Here is a 16,700-nt window from a genome sequence, read left to right on the forward strand (position 1 = left end):
TGTGGGTTCTTTTTAAGGTGTAAGCGATTTCTCAAAGTGTCGGATCAGCTCTGCATTGGAAGTGGTCACTGCCGTTGCTCCGACGCCAAGCGCAAGTTCAACCTCTTCCGGTGAGCGGATCAGTCCCCCCGCAATAATAGGGATACCTGTACGTACAGATACTTCCGCAATAATATGCGGAATGACGCCAGGTAGTACTTCAATATAATCCGGTTGGGTTTTAGCCAGCAGCAGATAACTTTTCTCCAGTGCATGGGTGTCCAGCAGAAAAATACGTTGTATGGCTGTAATTCCCTTCTGCTTCGCCTTCTGGATTACACTTGCCCTTGTAGAGATCAGTCCTGCCGGGCGAATGTGCTGACACAGATACTCTGCCGCATACTCATCGTTCTTCAATCCCTGTACCAGATCTGCATGCAAAAGTATCTTTTTGTCATACCGTCGCGCCTCGTCCATTACACTCTGAAGCTGTGCAATATGAGTTTCCAGCATCACCCCATAGGTATAAGGGCCTTCAATCATCGCCTCAAACTGCTTCATGCTCTTCGCAGCCGGCAATATACGTTGTCCCTCAAATGGCACCTTGGTTCCTCCCGCATTCATCAGATGCCTATATTGTATAATCCGTGCCGTGTGAACGGCAAGCCATTCCGTGAATCAGGAAGATCTGAACGCTATGCTGTTATCCATACCAAAAAGCCGCTACTGTACTTCTCCATAACGGAGAGTACAACAACGGCTAATCATCTATTCGTATACGTCTATAAATAATGATTAAGCCTGTGCATGCGGAAGCAGCGTCTCTGCCCCAGCCCAGCCATCACTTTCTGCCAAGTGACCGGAACGATTCACTTTCGTTTGCAGATACTTCTCGTTAAAAGCAGAACGATCTCCCCATAGTGGCACACGTCCACCCACATTCAATCCCGCTTCCTGCAAGGCAGCCAGCTTCCGTGGATTGTTGGTGATCAGTGTAACCGGTGCAGAGCGAAGCGCACGCAATACGGCAATCGCATCGTCATAATTGCGGGCATCGTCCGTGAATCCGAGCTGCAAGTTCGCATCCACCGTATCCAGACCTTCTTCTTGCAAAATGTACGCCATCGCTTTGCTGAACAGACCAATGCCACGTCCTTCATGGTTGGCAAGGTAGAACAGTGCGCCCGCTCCGTGAGCGGCAATCATCTTCATGGATTGCTCCAATTGGAAGCCGCAATCACAACGTTTGCTGCCAAAGATGTCGCCTGTATGACAGATGCTATGCATCCGAATCAGCGCTTCTTGTGCGTTGGCAAAGTCACCATACACCAGAACACTGGATTGTTGACGCTCTGCCAGTTCAGCCTCAGCAAGGGATTCAATCAGCTCCCCGCTCTCCATCGCTTTGTCTGACTTCATCCAGCTGTACCACTGGAATGTCTTGGTCTCTCCATCGAGGTTTACCGGAAGCTTAATCGGACCTACAAGGTATATAAAATCTTTTCCACTCGGAAAAGTCTGAATTTTGGGGGCAAGCAGTTGAATAATATGTGAATTGATCATTGTCGTTCCTCCTGTTTAGGCCAACTTGTATGTTGATTGATTCGCATCCAGAGCGAAAATGGATCACTTGGATATTATATAGTACGTATCTATATTATTCTCATCATCATTAGTTACTTTATGTAAGTTAGTTTAGAATAAAAATTATAAAGTGTCAAGTAACTTTTATTTTTAAAGTAACTACTAAAATTATGTTACGCAACGGACACAAATATGTGTTTCATTTCAGGAATATTGGGTATGAGTTTATAAACTGCTCATACACTAATGTTGTAGTCCAAAGCACTTCATGCCTCGAACTTAACGATGAGGGGGTTATGCACATGATCCGCCGGAAAAGAACATGCTGGACAGCCATACTGATGGTCTGCGTCCTGCTCATAAGCGGATGCTCCATCTGGCCCGGACAGGACGATTCAGCGAACAACAAAAAGGTAACGCTTACATTATGGTACTGGAACCGTTCCATCGATGATAAGTTGATTGCCAGGGCTAAGGAAAAGTTCCCCAATATTGAACTGACAGCTCAGAAAATCGGCGGTGATTTCAAAGCAAAGCTCAAAACAACACTCGCTGCACGCTCAGGTGAACCAGACATTGTGGCATTGAACGACTGGATCATGGAGCTATTCCCCAGTGAGGATCGTTTCTATAATCTGTATGATCTCGGCGCAGGAGATATTGAAGACCAATATCTGCCGTGGAAATGGAAGCAAGGCGTTACGCCAAGTGGACAGATGATCGGGTTCCCGATGGATACGGGACCAACAGCCCTCTTCTACCGAGAAGATCTGTTCAAGGAAGCCGGATTGCCATCTGATCCCGAGGACGTTACACGCCAGATTAACAGCTGGGATGCATATGCAGCTGCCGGAGAACAGATCAAGGAGAAATTCGGAGGCAAGGTATATCTGACCGACAATATTGCAACCGTTTACAACCAAGTCATATCGCAGTCTGCGGAGCGCTATTTCCGGCCGGACGGGTCCTTTATCGGCATGGATTCCCCTATTGTGGGCAAGAGCTGGGATACGGCCGTTGCTTTCAAAGAGAAGGGACTGCTAGCCAATGCAGATGGCTGGACTCCGGGCTGGAACGCCGCGATGAATAATGGCGAAATCGCCTCTTTCGTAGGTGCTGTCTGGATGAAACAAGTTCTTCAGGAAGCCGCTCCAGATACATCCGGAAAGTGGCGGGTCGCTCGGGCACCAGGGGGAGATGGTAATAACGGGGGATCATTCCTGTCCATCCTGAAGTCGAGTGAACATCCTCAGGAAGCCTTTGAACTGGTTCGCTGGCTGCAAAGTCCCGAAAATCAACTGGAGCAATATCAGACATTGAACCTGTTCCCTTCTGCACCAGGTGTATTTGATGATCCTGCCATGAAAGAAAAAGAACCTTTCTTCGGCGGACAGGCGACAGGGCCTGTATTTGCCGAATCGGCACAGGAGGTGCCGGATGCTTTCTTTGGCGAACGATACCCATCCGTACACAACATTATCACCCGAAGGCTGAATGATGTCGCGAAGCAAAATGCCGATCCTCAGCAGGTCTGGACGGATACGGTGCACCGCGTCGAGCGGGAATTACAGCGTTAACCTGAAGAACGTGTGGTTTCGTTATCCGCAAAGGAGGAATTCATATGGCTGTAACTGAACCTCGTCTTACTCCCGATCCCGGAAATGCAAGACCTGATCTGGATCGGCAGAAGTCACTGTGGTCCAGGATGTGGGAGCATCGTGCACTTTATGTTGCGATATCGCCGTTTTATATTCTGTTTGCGGTATTTGGCCTGTTCCCGATCGGGTTCTCACTCTATCTAGCTTTTCATAAATGGGATGGCATCGGTGTCATGACGTACAACGGGTTCAACAATTTCAAATACATGCTGACCGATGCCGAGTTCTGGCAAGCCGTGGGCAACACGTTCATGATCTGGATCTATTCTACGATTCCGATGCTCTTCTTCGCCCTGATTATTGCCTTTCTGCTGCATGCACCATTTGTGAAGTTCCGCACCCTGTTTCGGGTTGGTTATTTCCTGCCGAACGTCACGTCCATCGTGGCGGTGGCCATCATCTTCGGTGCCTTGTTTGCCAACAATTATGGCTTTCTCAATTATCTGTTACAGTCGGTCGGGCTACCGGTTGTGGAGTGGCTAAATGCACCATGGGGCATCAAAGTCGCAATCTCCTCCATGGTGGTCTGGCGCTGGACCGGATATAACGCCGTCATCTATCTGGCGGGATTACAGAGTATCCCGCAGACATTATACGAAGCGGCCAAGATTGACGGCGCATCAGCGATACAGTCCTTTTTCCGAATTACGATTCCGATGCTGCGTCCTGTGATCCTGTTTACGGTCATTACATCAACGATTGGCGGTATGCAGCTGTTCACCGAGCCGCAAGTATTGGTAGGTAACGATGGTGGTGCGGGTGCAGCAGGTATGACGATTGTACTGTACCTCTACCGTGAATCCTTCATTAACAATTACTTTGGATATGGGGCTGCTGTTGGCTGGGGTATGTTCCTCATTATCGCCCTGTTCTCGATTGTGAACTGGAAGCTTGTTCAAGGCAAATCATCCTGATGTGATAAGGGGGAGCGCACATGGCGACCAAACACCTCAAATCGCTGGTGTTGTATACCGGTCTTATCGGGGGCATGCTCATATCCATGTTCCCGTTCTATTGGCTGATTGTAATGTCCACCCGGACAACGTCCGATATCTACAAGTTCCCGCCCCAGCTCTGGTTCGGGGGTGAACTGTGGAATAACATCACGAGGGTGTTGCAGCAGATTGATTTCTGGGGAGCTTTTCTGAATACGTTGTTTGTGTCAGGCCTCGTAACGATCCTGGTGCTGTTTTTTGACTCACTGGCGGGATTTGCGTTTGCGAAGTTTGAATTTCCCGGCAAAAAGTGGCTCTTCATCCTGCTGCTCGCCACCATGATGGTACCTTCACAGCTGTCGCTGGTGCCTTCCTTCGTACTGATGGCTACGTTCGGCTGGGTCGGTTCCTTCAAAGCCCTTATTATTCCGGGCATGGTGAACGCCTTCGGCATCTTCTGGATTCGCCAATATGCCACGGAGTCCATTCCGAACGATCTGCTGGATGCAGGCCGGATCGACGGCTGTAATTTCTTCCGTCTCTATTGGAACGTGGCGCTGCCAATCTTGCGACCTGCCTTTGCTTTCCTCGGCGCGTTCACCTTTATTGGAGTATGGAATGACTACCTGTGGCCTTTGATCGTCCTGACAGATGAACGCAAGTATACGTTGCAGATTGCGTTGTCTCAATTGAACGGACTGTACAATACAGACTATGCCATGGTTATCGCGGGTACATTGCTCGCCGTTATTCCGCTTATCGTCATGTTCCTGTTCATCAGCCGCCAGTTTATCTCGGATATCGCGGCAGGAGCAGTGAAGGACTAAGATTGTGGCATTTTGATCCATCCCTCAAGTCTGATATTCTTATCTATAGATGAAATACAGATGCCATATAAGTTGGATGAATAGCGCCACCTTATATATTCAAGAAAGAGGGATGACAAAATGGCTTCTTCACCCTATATGATCGGCGTAGATATCGGCACGACCTCCACCAAGGCCGTCTTATTCGAACAGAACGGAACCATTGTGGCTCAAGGCAGTGCCGATTATCCGCTGCACACCCCCACACCTGCGATTGCGGAGCAGGATGCGGAAGATATTTTCAAAGCAGTCATCGAATCCGTTAAAGAGGCCACGTCCAAAGCGGGAGTGAAGCCTGAGGATATCCTGTTTGTATCGTTCAGTTCAGCGATGCACAGCATCCTGCCAGTCGATCAACACGGCAAACCGCTGATGCGGGCCATGACATGGGCAGATAATCGTAGTGCCGAGTGGACTGAAGTACTCAAATCGGAGATGAATGGTCACGAAATCTATCTGAGAACAGGCACGCCGATTCATCCGATGTCCCCACTCACCAAGATCATGTGGCTCACACGGGATCAACCGGAACTGTTCAGACAGACACATAAATTCATATCCATGAAAGAATATGTCTTCTATAAATTATTCTCTGAATACGTCATCGACCACTCGATGGCCTCAGCCACCGGACTCATGAATCTGGAGAAACTCAACTGGGATGCAGAAGCGCTTCATGTGGCGGGTATTACGCCGGAGCATCTATCCCGACTTGTACCGACCACACATGTGCTGAAACAGGGATTGCATCCGGAATACGCCAAGGAGATGGGCATTGCGGTCACCACACCATTTGTCATCGGAGCCAGTGATGGCGTGCTCTCCAACTTGGGCGTGAATGCCATTGACCCAGGCGTCGTGGCCGTAACCATTGGTACTAGCGGAGCGATTCGTACGGTCGTGGACAAACCAGTGACCGATCCAAAAGGACGTTTCTTCTGTTATGCGCTCACGGAGGATGCATGGGTCATTGGCGGACCGGTGAATAACGGCGGTGTTATTTTCCGCTGGATTCGGGACGAGTTTGCGGCTTCCGAGGTGGAAACGGCGAAGCGACTTGGCATCGATCCGTATGAAGTGCTCACTCGTGTCGCCGAAAATGTACCTCCGGGTTCGGAAGGTCTCTTGTTCCATCCGTACATGACGGGTGAGCGGGCTCCGCTCTGGAATCCGAACGCACGCGGATCGTTCTTCGGTCTGACGCTGCACCATAAGAAGGAACATATGATTCGCGCTGCACTTGAGGGTGTATTGTTCAACCTGTACACCGTCATGCTGGCGATTGAAGAAAAGATCGGTCGTCCGAAAAAAATCCAGGCGACTGGCGGCTTCGCCCGCTCCGAGTTGTGGCGACAGATGATGGCGGATATTTTCGATCAGGATGTCATCATTCCCGAAAGTATTGAAAGCTCCTGCCTCGGCGCAGCTGTGCTGGGCTTGTACGCCCTTGGCCGCATCGATTCCCTGAGTGCCGTCTCCGGCATGATCGGATCAACACATCGGCACCAGCCTGACCCGGAAAGTGTCCGCGTGTACCGTGAACTGCTGCCGATCTTCATCCGCATCTCCCGCAAATTCGAAGAAGAGTATGCAGATATCGCTGCTTTTCAGAATAAGACGATGCAAAGGTAAGAATGACGTGAATGTACGTTTATGAAGACCCTCCCGCCATGTTTTAGACATGCGGGAGGGTCTTTTTCATGTACATATCTTCATGTACGGTTTTTATGTACCAATTCTCTTGCAGAAACTGTGTTATTGGATAGATAAAACCTTCGTCCTCAGTGCCTTTCAAATTAGCTAAGTATGCCACACAAAAAAAGCCACACAGTTCGAAAGACTGTATGGCTTCTGCGCTATTACTGATTATACTTGCTGAACGCATTCTGATCGGCTTGCACATTCTCCAGGTACACGATCTGCCCTGCATCATTCACACGAGCAATATCAATGCCTGCTTTGGCATATACGGTTCCGTCAGCCGCTTGTCCGCATACCGCCCAATTGGTTTGGTAGCTGCCATCAGGCTGTTGCACCCACGCGTCCCACATATGTTTTACGTCTTTATTGTACTCGTAGAAGGCCTTCATAAAACCGTCGAATCCTGCTCGACTGGTGCCGTTAAGCACAATCTCTGCGTCCGGTGTGAAAAGAGATAACAAATCCTCCATGGCACGCTCGTCTGTACGTGAAGCATCAAATAAACGGAAATAGTTGTTCAACAGTGTAGTGGTATTTATAGTACTCATTCATATTCCTCCTAGAATAACAAATCCGATTTCCAATCTTTCAGTTCGAATATTTTCGAACTAAGCGAAAAGAAATGTAACACAATTCTTATACTGCCTGCGAGGAATATATAAGTTGAGACCGACTTTTACACTAACACGGAGAGTACAGAACCAATCTGAAGAAGCGAAGCGTGCGCTTAAAAGCTTTCTGAAAGAAAGCTACATCGGAAGCATACACTATCCCCAGATTTTCTTTATTCCCTTGGACCATGGGAATAAAGAAAATCTGGGGATAAGAGCGATCGAAAGATGGTACTGCAATCGGAGTAAACAAGTGTAATAGTTACAGTTCAACTTCTATAGTTCGAAATTTTTCAAACATTGAAAGAGAAAGCCGAATGTGCTAACGTCATAGATATGAGAACTCCAACGATACCTATGGCTTCGGAATTCAAGCTGACCACGGTCTGCAATGCATTGGGTGATCCAATCCGCATGAAAATTGCACACTGTCTGGCCAGCTCTGGCGAGAAAAACTGTTCCGCCTTCGAAGTAGACCATATTTCCAAATCCACGTTGTCCCATCACATCAAAATTTTACGTGAAGCTGGCGTGATCCAGCCGCGTATTGAAGGTAAACAGCACTTTTATTCCCTACGAAAGGAAGAACTAAACACACGTTTTCCAGGACTAGTCGAGATGATTCTGAATACATCCGCGGAATACGCACATTGAGCAGGTCTGAGATAGAAGAATCACAATGAACATAATCGCAATTCAGATACAGGAGGCTCAACACATGGACAAAAAAGCAGCAAAGATACTGCTGAGCACATTCTGGGGAGGCGGCGGCTGGAAAACAACTTCCGCATCCTTCTCTGGAGATGAATTTGAATATGCCAAGAGCAAAGGCGTTATGTTCGACCCACTCACGATCACGCATGATGAGATTGTCCAGCGTCTGTACGCCATGCATCAGGATGACTCCTTCAAGGAACGCGTGATTTCGGCCTTTCTACATAGTCTGTCCACCAAAAAAGTCTACCTGCGCAGCGCATTATCCAGCTGGGCTTTAACATCGAGCATGCCTTTACACACCTACGCGGAACGCCCTGCCCTTCACGCTAATACCAGTGCCTGTGGAGATTGCAATTTCCTGCGTTTGCAGTCAGACATGGAATATTCCAACGTAGACTTGAACGTCCTTAATTTTGAACGGATCAAATGGGGTGGCGTACGTCATGGTTGGTTACTCTACTGCCTGATGGATCTGGAATTACTGCTACAAGACAAGGATGCAAACTATGAAGTAACACCTGAAGATCAGGCTATCCTTGTAAATCTTCTTGAAGCAGCACAGACAGAAGATCCCAAGGACAGTGCACGTTCACTGGAGAAAAAGTGGAAAGATCTCTTCCCTTCCAGCAAACAGGAGCGGGACGCCCTACTGGAAATTTGGGCCGCAGCCGGTATACTAATCCCTGGAGATAAACCGAGAAAAGGCAAGGGGGGCTCCAATGATTTCGTCTTTGCAGCAACTTGGCAAGGCGATGATGGATATCATGTAGAAACTGCATATCATTATTTCGGCTCCTATCTTCCTCAAAAGCAATAGAATCCGATTTCTGCTCACCTTTGGGTGCGTCTGGTTACAATAATGACATCGACAGATTTCCTGTTTAACTCGTATAATAAGGGGAAATTGGTAGATGGGAGTGAAACAAGCGAGTTTATGGTATACATACTGGCTTTTATAGTGTCTTTTGCTGTCGTGGTTCTGCTTATTCCGCCGCTTGGTCGACTGGCTCATCGGCTCGATTTTGTGGACAAGCCCCGGGAAGATGTGGAGCGTAAGCTGCACAGGCAACCTATCCCCCTCACGGCGAGTTACGCGATATTTACTGGATTTTTCCTGACATACATTGCTCTGACGAAAGAAATCACATGGGAAACGGCGGCCCTGGTCGCTGGTGGTATGCTTCTGCTAACGATTGGTACCGTCGACGACTGGTACAAAACAAAAGGCAAAGATTTTCCTGCCCTGCCCAAGATGCTCGTACAGGTCTCTGCGGCAGTACTCGTATTTGCTTCTGGAATTGCGTTCACCGGATTCGTGAATCCCTTCAACGCGGAATATGTCATGCTTCCAATCTGGCTGCAATTCATTCTAACGATCCTGTGGATCTTCGGGGTGACAACAGTCATCAACTTCTCGGACGGCATGGACGGACTGGCTGGCGGATTATCGGCCATCTCGGCGATTACCCTGTTCATCGTGGCCCTTGCCAAAGGGCAAAGTGATTCTGCACTCATGTCGATCATTCTGGTCGGTGTGACGATCGGTTATCTGAAATACAACAAAGCTCCTGCCAAAGTGTTCATGGGCGATGCAGGTGCTACGTTCCTCGGCTTCATTCTGGCGGTTATTGCTCTGGATGGTGCATTCAAACAAGCAACCATGCTGTCCATTTTCATTCCGATTTTGGCGCTGGGTGTACCGATCTTTGATAACATCTTTGTCGTTATCAAACGCTTCATTCAAGGTAAAGCGATCTACCAGGCCGATGCGAGTCAAGCCCATTATCGGCTGCTGCGTGCAGGATTGAATCATAAACAGGTTGTTGCTGTGCTCTATCTCGTCAGCACTTGTCTGTGTCTGTCCTCCATTATTTTAATGTTGGTGGAAATGTAATTATCCGCAACGAAAGCGGTCATATCGAAATGTAAAAAGAGACGAGTCCAAGATTCCTTGGCTCGTCTCTTTGCTATGCTTATATGGTTCGGCGCTAACAGGCTCCCACTTATCTCGAAGCTACCGGTGGCAACGGTTGTGCCTGTTGCTGCGGACCTGTCCATCCTGGCCGATCGAGTTCGATGAGACGCCGGTATCGCTCTTCCCCAGTCAGCAGTTGTTCGTGAGAACCCTGCATGGCAATCTGTCCATTTTCCATAAAAATAAGTTCGTCCATCTGTTCCGCACCAATCAGGTGATGGGTGACCCAGATCAACGTCTTGCCTTGCAAGCTGTCCAGGATGGTCCGCATCAGTTCGCGTTCCGTCACCGGATCAAGCCCTACGGTTGGTTCATCCAATATAATAACAGGTGTCTCCCGAAGCAGTACCCGGGCCAGAGCGATCCGTTGCCTTTCCCCACCGGAGAAACGTAGACCCGTTTCCAGCATCGGCGTATCATATCCCTGCGGCAAGGATTCGATCAGACCGGATAAACCTACTTGCGCAGCCACCTGACGAATCTGCTCATCTGTTGCATCCGGACGTCCAATCCGCAAATTATTCGCTACCGTAGTGTCGAACAGGTGCGGGCTCTGATTCAGCACTGCGATAACATCAGTGACACTTTCACCCAAGGTCTGCACAGACATATTATTGATCAGAACTTTCCCCGCAGACGGAAGCAAAGCCCCCTGAATGAGTTTCAACAATGTCGATTTGCCGCCGCCGCTTCGTCCAAGGATAGCTAGACGTTTGCCTTGTGGCAGATGAAGAGACACATCCTGTACGGCATAGGAATCATCCGCTGCATAACGGTAACTAACGCGATTGATCTCGATGTCTGCTCTTAATTTTGGCGGAATGCGAAGACGAATTCGTCTATCCCAAATATCATTCGCAGCTGGCAAGAACTCCGATGGCTGTCCAGCCAATCCGTTGCCGTTTTTTACTGCAGAGATCGATTCGCCCGTCCCGTCAACATCATCCGCCCCATTCTGCACCGGAAGATGCTCTTTCCCTTCCAGCTGTTTCAAGCGGTCCAGCGACTCCCGGTACTGTGGAAGGTGCTCCGCAGCATCTCCTACTGGCAGGAGCGTTTCCGTGAGCGGAAATAACACCAGTACAAACGCAGCAATCATCACAGCCGGCAATTGTCCAATAGAGGCGGCATTTCCGGCCCATAACGTAACCGATACCACCAGCAGGCCAATGACAGACTGGGCCATCAGATCACGCCAACGTGTCCAACGCCGCAACTTGCGACGAATCGCGTCGACCTCTTCCTCCGCCTCTTCCTGCTGCTGAACAAATTCGGCTGCTCGCCCACTTGCAAGCCAATCTCCCAGTCCAAGCACACCGTCGGTCAGACGGGTGTACAACCTACTGTTTTCCTTTTTCAGCCGCACACGCCATTTCCTCATTACTTTCAGGGAAATTGCAGGTAGCGCGGCAACGAGAACTAACATATACAAGCCCATCCACACCGCGAATACCAGATCAACACTGCCAAAGGCAATTACAGCCCCACCATACATCACAAGCGCGGTAACGGCGGGAAAAACGGTACGCAGATAGATATCCTGCAGCCGCTCCACATCATCGGCGAGTGCTCCAAGTACATCTCCGGTCTGCATTCGAGAACGCAAGAACAGGGCCTGTGGCTCCAGAATGCGATACAGCTTCACCCGCTGATCGGCTAACACCCGCAGTACGGCATCATGTCCTGCCAATCGCTCGATATATCGAAAGACAGCTCGGAATATTCCAAATGCACGTACACCTACAATGGGGACATATACCATCAGAATATTTTCGGGACGCAGCGCAGACTTGGAGATCAGAAATCCGGAGGTGAACAGCAACAGCACCGCACACAAGGCAGCGCATGTGCCCAGCGCAATGACTGCAATGAATCTCCAGCGGTACTGTGCCACATACGGAGCGATCCAGCTATTTTTTTCTTTTTTGTTACGGACGTTCTCCATATGTTCATCGGACTTCATTTTATATCGCCTCCATCTGGGCCTGAATCATCTGATAATATACGCCTTGTCGTGCCAGCAACTCCTGATGTGTTCCCGTCTCTGCCACCGTGCCGCCGTCCATGACAATAATTCGATCCATATGCGGCATCCAGTGCAGACGATGGGTTGCCAAAAATACAAGTTTGCCATCAAACAGCGGCAGCATCGTCTGTTTCAGTTCATACTCCGTTTCCACATCCAGATGTGCCGTCGGTTCATCGAGCAGCAGAATGTTCCGTTGACTAAGCAAAGCTCTTGCCAGCGCCACCCGTTGCTCCTGCCCACCACTGAGTTGTCTGCCCCCAGCACCAATGGGCTCATGCAGTCCACCGGGTAATGAGGTAAGAAGCTTGGTTAATCCGGCAGCGCTAACTGCCTTCGCCACTTCCGCATCCGAAGCCTCCGGCATGTAGAAACGAACGTTATCCGCCAGACTTCCGCTGAAGATATACGGATGCTGCGGGATGGCTGCTGTCTGTCTTCGCCAGGATTCAAGCATATCCTGTGTCACAGGTTGTCCGTTAGCTAATACTTGGCCTGAAGTAGGTAGCTGAAACCCAGCCAATACGTCAATCAACGTGGACTTGCCTGCTCCGCTGGCGCCGATAATACCGATTTTGCCAAGACCTGTAATCTGAAAGGTAACATCCTTTAACGAATATGGGCCTTCATCATCGTGTCTTACCTGTACATCCGTTAGTGCCAATCTGCTATTCTCATTCCAGGAGGTCACCGAGGAAGAGGAAGGAACAAGATCATTAGTAATAGAAGCAGGATCAGGATCAAGATGTCCCGCAGTCATTTTGTCGTTCAACACGACGCGTATGGTCGAAGAGCTCGCTTTCCTTTTACCCAAAGATAACGATGATGTAGATCCCGTCTCGTCTTTTGTCGTGTCCGTATGCACAACAACATTCGCATAGGCTTCTTTCTGTTTCCGTTCAGCGGCTTTCCCACGTTCAATCATCTGATTAATGGCTGCTCCTGCTTCTTTGCCATCCAATGTGGCATGGTAATCGGCGCCGAGCATACGTACAGGCAGGAAATATTCCGGGGCAAGAATGAGTACCGTCAGTGCAGGACCAAGCAGCATATGTCCCTCCGTTAGACGCAACCCCAAGCCAACTGCCACCGAAGCAACAGACAGCATCGTGAAGAAGTCGAGTGCAAACGAAGAAAGAAAGGCCATACGCAGCGTAGACATCGTCGCCTTCCGATACCGCTGACTGACCCGCAGAATAGACCCTTCGTGTGTTTTGCTCTGCCCCAATGTTTTCAGCGTTTCCAGACCCCGCAAGGTATCGACAAAATGGTTAGCGAGTGCTTTGTAGGATCTGAATTGCCCGTCTATCTTCCGCTGCGCAGTGAGGCCAATCAGAATCATGAACACGATCAGAATCGGGAGTGTCAGCATCAGAATAACGCCGGACATCAGATCCAACTTGAATACGTACAACAGAATGACGATAGGGGTAAACCCCATGCCCAGCATGCGAGGAATGAATAGTTCCAGATACGTCTTGTATTGGGCTGTTCCCTCACGTGCCAGCGTAACCAGATGGCCTGTGCCCTCCGTCTTGGCATAACGCGGTCCAAGCCTGAACCACTGCTCCACCATCTGTCTGCGCAGATCGGTTCCTGTCCTCTCCGCATATCGTGAGGTCACGAGTTGTAACCAGAAGGATAGGGCATAGCGGGCGGCAAAAGCAGCCAGGAACAGCAGCAGTACAGGGTACTGCTCCGTTACGGATGAACCTTCAAACAATGCCGTGATGGCCTGTGCCAGCCATTTGGCTTGCATCATGATCGTCATCGCCTGTAGCAGCACCAGCGCTGAGGCCAGCGCAAGTACCGGCCGGATGCCCGGCAGCTTCATCAGCCCCCGTCCCATATCAGTACTCCAGGTGGTGCTGCTCGTTCAGACGTTTGCGGAAGATATAATAACTCCAGATCTGATAGCCGAGAACAAACGGCAGCAATGTGCAAGCTACAATTGTCATTACTTTCAAAGAATAAGCACCGGATGCCGCATTGTACACAGTCAGGTCATATGCCGCTCCAAAGGAACTCACCATCACTCTTGGGAACAGTCCGATAAATACCGAGGCAAAGGCAATTGCAATCACTGCCCCTGTCATACCGAAAGCCCAGCCTTCACGCTTCTGACGAACGAAGTAGGCCGCAAGTGCAAGCGAAACTGCGCCAAGTACAACCATGATCCAAAGAACCCAGCCGCGTACAGCGAACACATCGGTCATGAAATACGTCATTAACGCGTAAACAGCGAGTAGTGCAGCCAGCGGCAGCATCAATTTTTGTGCTGTCTTCAAGGCACGCACTCTGAGATCACCTACTGTACGTAGTGATGCAAACAGCAATCCATGCACCAGACACAGCAGCGTTACGCTCAAGCCCCCAATTACAGTGTACGGATTAACGATATCGAGGAATCCTGCACGCAACTGCATCTCCCCATCAATGGGCAGACCCTTCATCAACGTGGCAAAGACAACCCCGAACAGGAACGGCAAGAGCGCGCTGGAGACCACAATGATGATGTCCCACGTTTTGCGCCAGCGCTGCTGTTTCATTTTACTGCGGAATTCGAAGGCAACTCCGCGACCAATCAAGGCGAGTAACACCACTACAAGTGGCAGGTAAAAACCACTGAACAACGTCGCATACCAGTGCGGGAAGGCAGCAAACATCGCTCCCCCTGCCGTAATCAGCCATACCTCGTTGCCATCCCAGAACGGACCGATCGAGTTGATCAGGGTCCGGCGTTCACGGTCCGTTTTGGCGATAAGGCCTGTAGACATCCCCACACCAAAATCAAAACCTTCCAAAAAGAAGAACCCGACAAACAATACGGCAATCAGCAAAAACCACAACTCACTTAGTGACAACGGAATAACCTCCATCCACGCCGAACGGATCGGCCGACTCATCGTGATCTTCCGGCTTCTCGACCGCAAACGGTCCTGCCTTGATCTCACGTACGAACAGGTAAACCATCACGATTCCGAGAACCGTATACGCAGCGGTAAAAGCGATGGTCGAGAACAGGATCATTCCTGCGGATACATTCGGTGAGACCCCGGCTTCGGTTGTCATATAACCAAATACTGTCCATGGCTGCCTTCCAACCTCGGTCATAATCCAACCTGATGTATTGGCGATAAACGGCAAGGAGATGGCAAATACCATCAGACGCATAAACCACTTTCCAGCGACCTCGAGCTTCTGGCGCATGGCCAGGAACGTACCGTATAGCGCCAACGCAATCATCAAACCACCCGCAGCGATCATGATGCGGAAACTCCAGAACGTTGTCCGTACCGGCGGAATGTAGTCCCCCGGTCCATACGTCTGTTCATACTCAGCTTGAAGCTCCTTCATGCCTTTGACACTGCCGGAGAACTTGCTATAAGACAGATAACTGAGTAACCCTGGGATTTTGATCTCACCCGTGTTCTCCTGTTTGTCCGGATCGATAAAGGCGACCACCGTCCATGGCGCCGGATCTTCTGTCGTCGTCCATGTGCCTTCACTGGCTGCCATCTTCATCGGCTGTGTCTCCACCAGATATTGCGCCTGGAAGTGTCCGGAGAAAGCCACACCGAATGAGGAAACAAGCGCGATAATGATCGCAATATTGAACGATTTGCGGAAGATCTCTACATCCTGCTTTTTCATCAATTTGTAAGCACTGATCCCGGTTACCACGAAGGCTCCTGTCATCAATGCCCCAAAGATTGTATGCGGGAACTCGACGAGAAGTTGACCATTCGTAATTAGTGCAAAGAAATCATTCATCTCGGCTCGGCCGTTGTTGATCTCAAACCCGACGGGATGCTGCATAAATGAATTGGCTGCCAGAATCCACAGCGCGGACAGGAATGTGCCGACGAACACCAGCCAGATACAGGCCAGATGCACTTTTTTGGACAAACGATCCCACCCGAATATCCACAATCCAATAAATGTAGACTCCATAAAAAACGCCAGTAGGGCTTCTATAGCCAGTGGCGCACCGAACACATCCCCGACAAATCGGGAGTACTCTGACCAGTTCATGCCGAACTGGAACTCTTGCAGAATACCTGTGACTACCCCGACGGCAAAGTTAATTAGGAACAGCTTGCCCCAGAACTTGGCCATCGTTTTGTAGATCTCCTTACCCTTAACAACGTACAACGTCTCCATAATCGCAACCAACAGTACAAGACCGATGGATAGCGGCACAAAAAAGAAATGGAAAATCGTTGTAAGTGCATATTGGATACGCGATAACATAATCGGATCCATACCGTTACCCCTTCTTTCTGTTCACTTCGCAGTATGCGTATCTGGCATTGAAGCTGCACCTTCGCTGTCTGTCCACCAAATACGTTGATGAACGTATTGTGCCAGATTACCTATTTTATACATGTGAGAATTATCACAATCTACGTGTTTAGAGTGAAAAAAAGTGACCTCGGTCACACAAAAGATAAAATTCAGCCTATTATCACAGCTTGCCCACTTCATCTATTCATGGAAGATACTCATGTTTGGGATGGAATGCCCATATGTTAGTCTCAGGCATATCATGCGAAGTACCGTGAGGGCTTTACATATAAAGTGAAAGCATGAAGCACATGCAAAGAGAATGAACCACCATAATACAGTCAAGGTGAGGTGAAGCATT

Annotated in this window: 14 protein-coding genes; 7 read left to right on the forward strand and 7 right to left on the reverse strand. The window is 49.5% G+C overall.

Annotated features, from left to right (window positions below):
* Positions 1 to 12: 12 nt before the first annotated feature.
* Positions 13 to 582 (reverse strand): glycerol-3-phosphate responsive antiterminator, encoded by a 570-nt coding sequence (locus tag WFI24_RS17460; RefSeq protein WP_145324730.1) that lies wholly within the window; start codon positions 580 to 582, stop codon positions 13 to 15.
* Positions 583 to 774: 192 nt separating this feature from the next.
* On the reverse strand, positions 775 to 1,542 hold the full coding sequence (locus WFI24_RS17465; protein WP_336762784.1) for a GTP cyclohydrolase II: 768 nt from the start codon (positions 1,540 to 1,542) through the stop codon (positions 775 to 777).
* 323 nt (positions 1,543 to 1,865) lie between these two features.
* Here WFI24_RS17465 and WFI24_RS17470 point away from each other — a divergent pair, with 323 nt between their 5' ends.
* The 4 genes from WFI24_RS17470 (at position 1,866) to gntK (ending at position 6,654) form a co-directional block, all read left to right on the forward strand.
* On the forward strand, positions 1,866 to 3,140 hold the full coding sequence (locus tag WFI24_RS17470; protein ID WP_442956233.1) for an ABC transporter substrate-binding protein: 1,275 nt from the start codon (positions 1,866 to 1,868) through the stop codon (positions 3,138 to 3,140).
* 128 nt (positions 3,141 to 3,268) lie between these two features.
* Positions 3,269 to 4,135 carry a carbohydrate ABC transporter permease gene (locus tag WFI24_RS17475; protein ID WP_091013252.1) on the forward strand — a complete coding sequence of 289 codons (867 nt, stop codon included), beginning with the start codon at positions 3,269 to 3,271 and terminating at the stop codon, positions 4,133 to 4,135.
* Between the two features lie 20 nt (positions 4,136 to 4,155).
* Positions 4,156 to 4,983, forward strand: a complete 828-nt coding sequence (locus tag WFI24_RS17480; protein WP_036612996.1) for a carbohydrate ABC transporter permease — start codon at positions 4,156 to 4,158, stop codon at positions 4,981 to 4,983.
* Positions 4,984 to 5,103: 120 nt separating this feature from the next.
* Positions 5,104 to 6,654 carry a gluconokinase gene (gene gntK / locus WFI24_RS17485; protein ID WP_336762789.1) on the forward strand — a complete coding sequence of 517 codons (1,551 nt, stop codon included), beginning with the start codon at positions 5,104 to 5,106 and terminating at the stop codon, positions 6,652 to 6,654.
* A gap of 227 nt (positions 6,655 to 6,881) precedes the next feature.
* Here the strand turns inward: gntK and WFI24_RS17490 are convergent, their stop codons facing one another.
* On the reverse strand, positions 6,882 to 7,271 hold the full coding sequence (locus WFI24_RS17490; RefSeq protein WP_336762791.1) for a nuclear transport factor 2 family protein: 390 nt from the start codon (positions 7,269 to 7,271) through the stop codon (positions 6,882 to 6,884).
* A gap of 399 nt (positions 7,272 to 7,670) precedes the next feature.
* Between WFI24_RS17490 and WFI24_RS17495 the strand changes: the two genes are divergently transcribed.
* The 3 genes from WFI24_RS17495 (at position 7,671) to WFI24_RS17505 (ending at position 9,945) form a co-directional block, all read left to right on the forward strand.
* A complete protein-coding gene (locus WFI24_RS17495; RefSeq protein WP_336762793.1) occupies positions 7,671 to 7,988 on the forward strand; it encodes an ArsR/SmtB family transcription factor in 318 nt (105 codons plus the stop codon).
* 64 nt (positions 7,989 to 8,052) lie between these two features.
* Positions 8,053 to 8,868: a hypothetical protein gene (locus WFI24_RS17500; RefSeq protein WP_336762795.1), complete on the forward strand. Its 816-nt coding sequence runs from the start codon at positions 8,053 to 8,055 to the stop codon at positions 8,866 to 8,868.
* 117 nt (positions 8,869 to 8,985) lie between these two features.
* Positions 8,986 to 9,945, forward strand: a complete 960-nt coding sequence (locus tag WFI24_RS17505; protein ID WP_145325010.1) for an MraY family glycosyltransferase — start codon at positions 8,986 to 8,988, stop codon at positions 9,943 to 9,945.
* Between the two features lie 109 nt (positions 9,946 to 10,054).
* On the opposite strand, the gene cydC is transcribed toward WFI24_RS17505, so the two are convergent.
* From cydC to WFI24_RS17525, 4 genes are read right to left on the reverse strand one after another with little or no spacing between them, the layout of a single operon-like run.
* Complete coding sequence (gene cydC / locus WFI24_RS17510; RefSeq protein WP_336762797.1) at positions 10,055 to 11,989, reverse strand: thiol reductant ABC exporter subunit CydC; 1,935 nt, start codon at positions 11,987 to 11,989, stop codon at positions 10,055 to 10,057.
* A 1-nt stretch (position 11,990) separates the two neighbouring features.
* Positions 11,991 to 13,901, reverse strand: coding sequence for a thiol reductant ABC exporter subunit CydD (cydD, locus tag WFI24_RS17515; RefSeq protein WP_336762799.1), 1,911 nt, complete (start codon positions 13,899 to 13,901; stop codon positions 11,991 to 11,993).
* A gap of 1 nt (position 13,902) precedes the next feature.
* A complete protein-coding gene (gene cydB / locus WFI24_RS17520; protein WP_336762801.1) occupies positions 13,903 to 14,958 on the reverse strand; it encodes a cytochrome d ubiquinol oxidase subunit II in 1,056 nt (351 codons plus the stop codon).
* Complete coding sequence (locus WFI24_RS17525) at positions 14,903 to 16,318, reverse strand: cytochrome ubiquinol oxidase subunit I (RefSeq protein ID WP_336762803.1); 1,416 nt, start codon at positions 16,316 to 16,318, stop codon at positions 14,903 to 14,905. Before WFI24_RS17525 ends, cydB begins: the two co-directional genes overlap by 56 nt.
* Positions 16,319 to 16,700 lie beyond the last annotated feature (382 nt).

The sequence above is a fragment of the Paenibacillus sp. USHLN196 genome, from assembly GCF_037144955.1.
In the GTDB taxonomy this organism is placed as follows: domain Bacteria; phylum Bacillota; class Bacilli; order Paenibacillales; family Paenibacillaceae; genus Paenibacillus; species Paenibacillus xylanexedens_C.

Excerpts from the sequence above, each read along its gene's own strand:
- WFI24_RS17465 (WP_336762784.1), bottom strand. The coding sequence starts at position 1,542 with ATGATCAATTCACATATTATTCAACTGCTTGCCCCCAAAATTCAGACT.
- WFI24_RS17470 (WP_442956233.1), top strand. The coding sequence starts at position 1,866 with ATGATCCGCCGGAAAAGAACATGCTGGACAGCCATACTGATGGTCTGC.
- WFI24_RS17475 (WP_091013252.1), top strand. The coding sequence starts at position 3,269 with ATGTGGGAGCATCGTGCACTTTATGTTGCGATATCGCCGTTTTATATT.
- WFI24_RS17480 (WP_036612996.1), top strand. The coding sequence starts at position 4,156 with ATGGCGACCAAACACCTCAAATCGCTGGTGTTGTATACCGGTCTTATC.
- gntK (WP_336762789.1), top strand. The coding sequence starts at position 5,104 with ATGGCTTCTTCACCCTATATGATCGGCGTAGATATCGGCACGACCTCC.
- WFI24_RS17490 (WP_336762791.1), bottom strand. The coding sequence starts at position 7,271 with ATGAGTACTATAAATACCACTACACTGTTGAACAACTATTTCCGTTTA.
- WFI24_RS17495 (WP_336762793.1), top strand. The coding sequence starts at position 7,671 with ATGAGAACTCCAACGATACCTATGGCTTCGGAATTCAAGCTGACCACG.
- WFI24_RS17500 (WP_336762795.1), top strand. The coding sequence starts at position 8,053 with ATGGACAAAAAAGCAGCAAAGATACTGCTGAGCACATTCTGGGGAGGC.
- WFI24_RS17505 (WP_145325010.1), top strand. The coding sequence starts at position 8,986 with ATGGTATACATACTGGCTTTTATAGTGTCTTTTGCTGTCGTGGTTCTG.
- cydC (WP_336762797.1), bottom strand. The coding sequence starts at position 11,989 with ATGAAGTCCGATGAACATATGGAGAACGTCCGTAACAAAAAAGAAAAA.
- cydD (WP_336762799.1), bottom strand. The coding sequence starts at position 13,901 with ATGGGACGGGGGCTGATGAAGCTGCCGGGCATCCGGCCGGTACTTGCG.
- cydB (WP_336762801.1), bottom strand. The coding sequence starts at position 14,958 with ATGAGTCGGCCGATCCGTTCGGCGTGGATGGAGGTTATTCCGTTGTCA.
- WFI24_RS17525 (WP_336762803.1), bottom strand. The coding sequence starts at position 16,318 with ATGGATCCGATTATGTTATCGCGTATCCAATATGCACTTACAACGATT.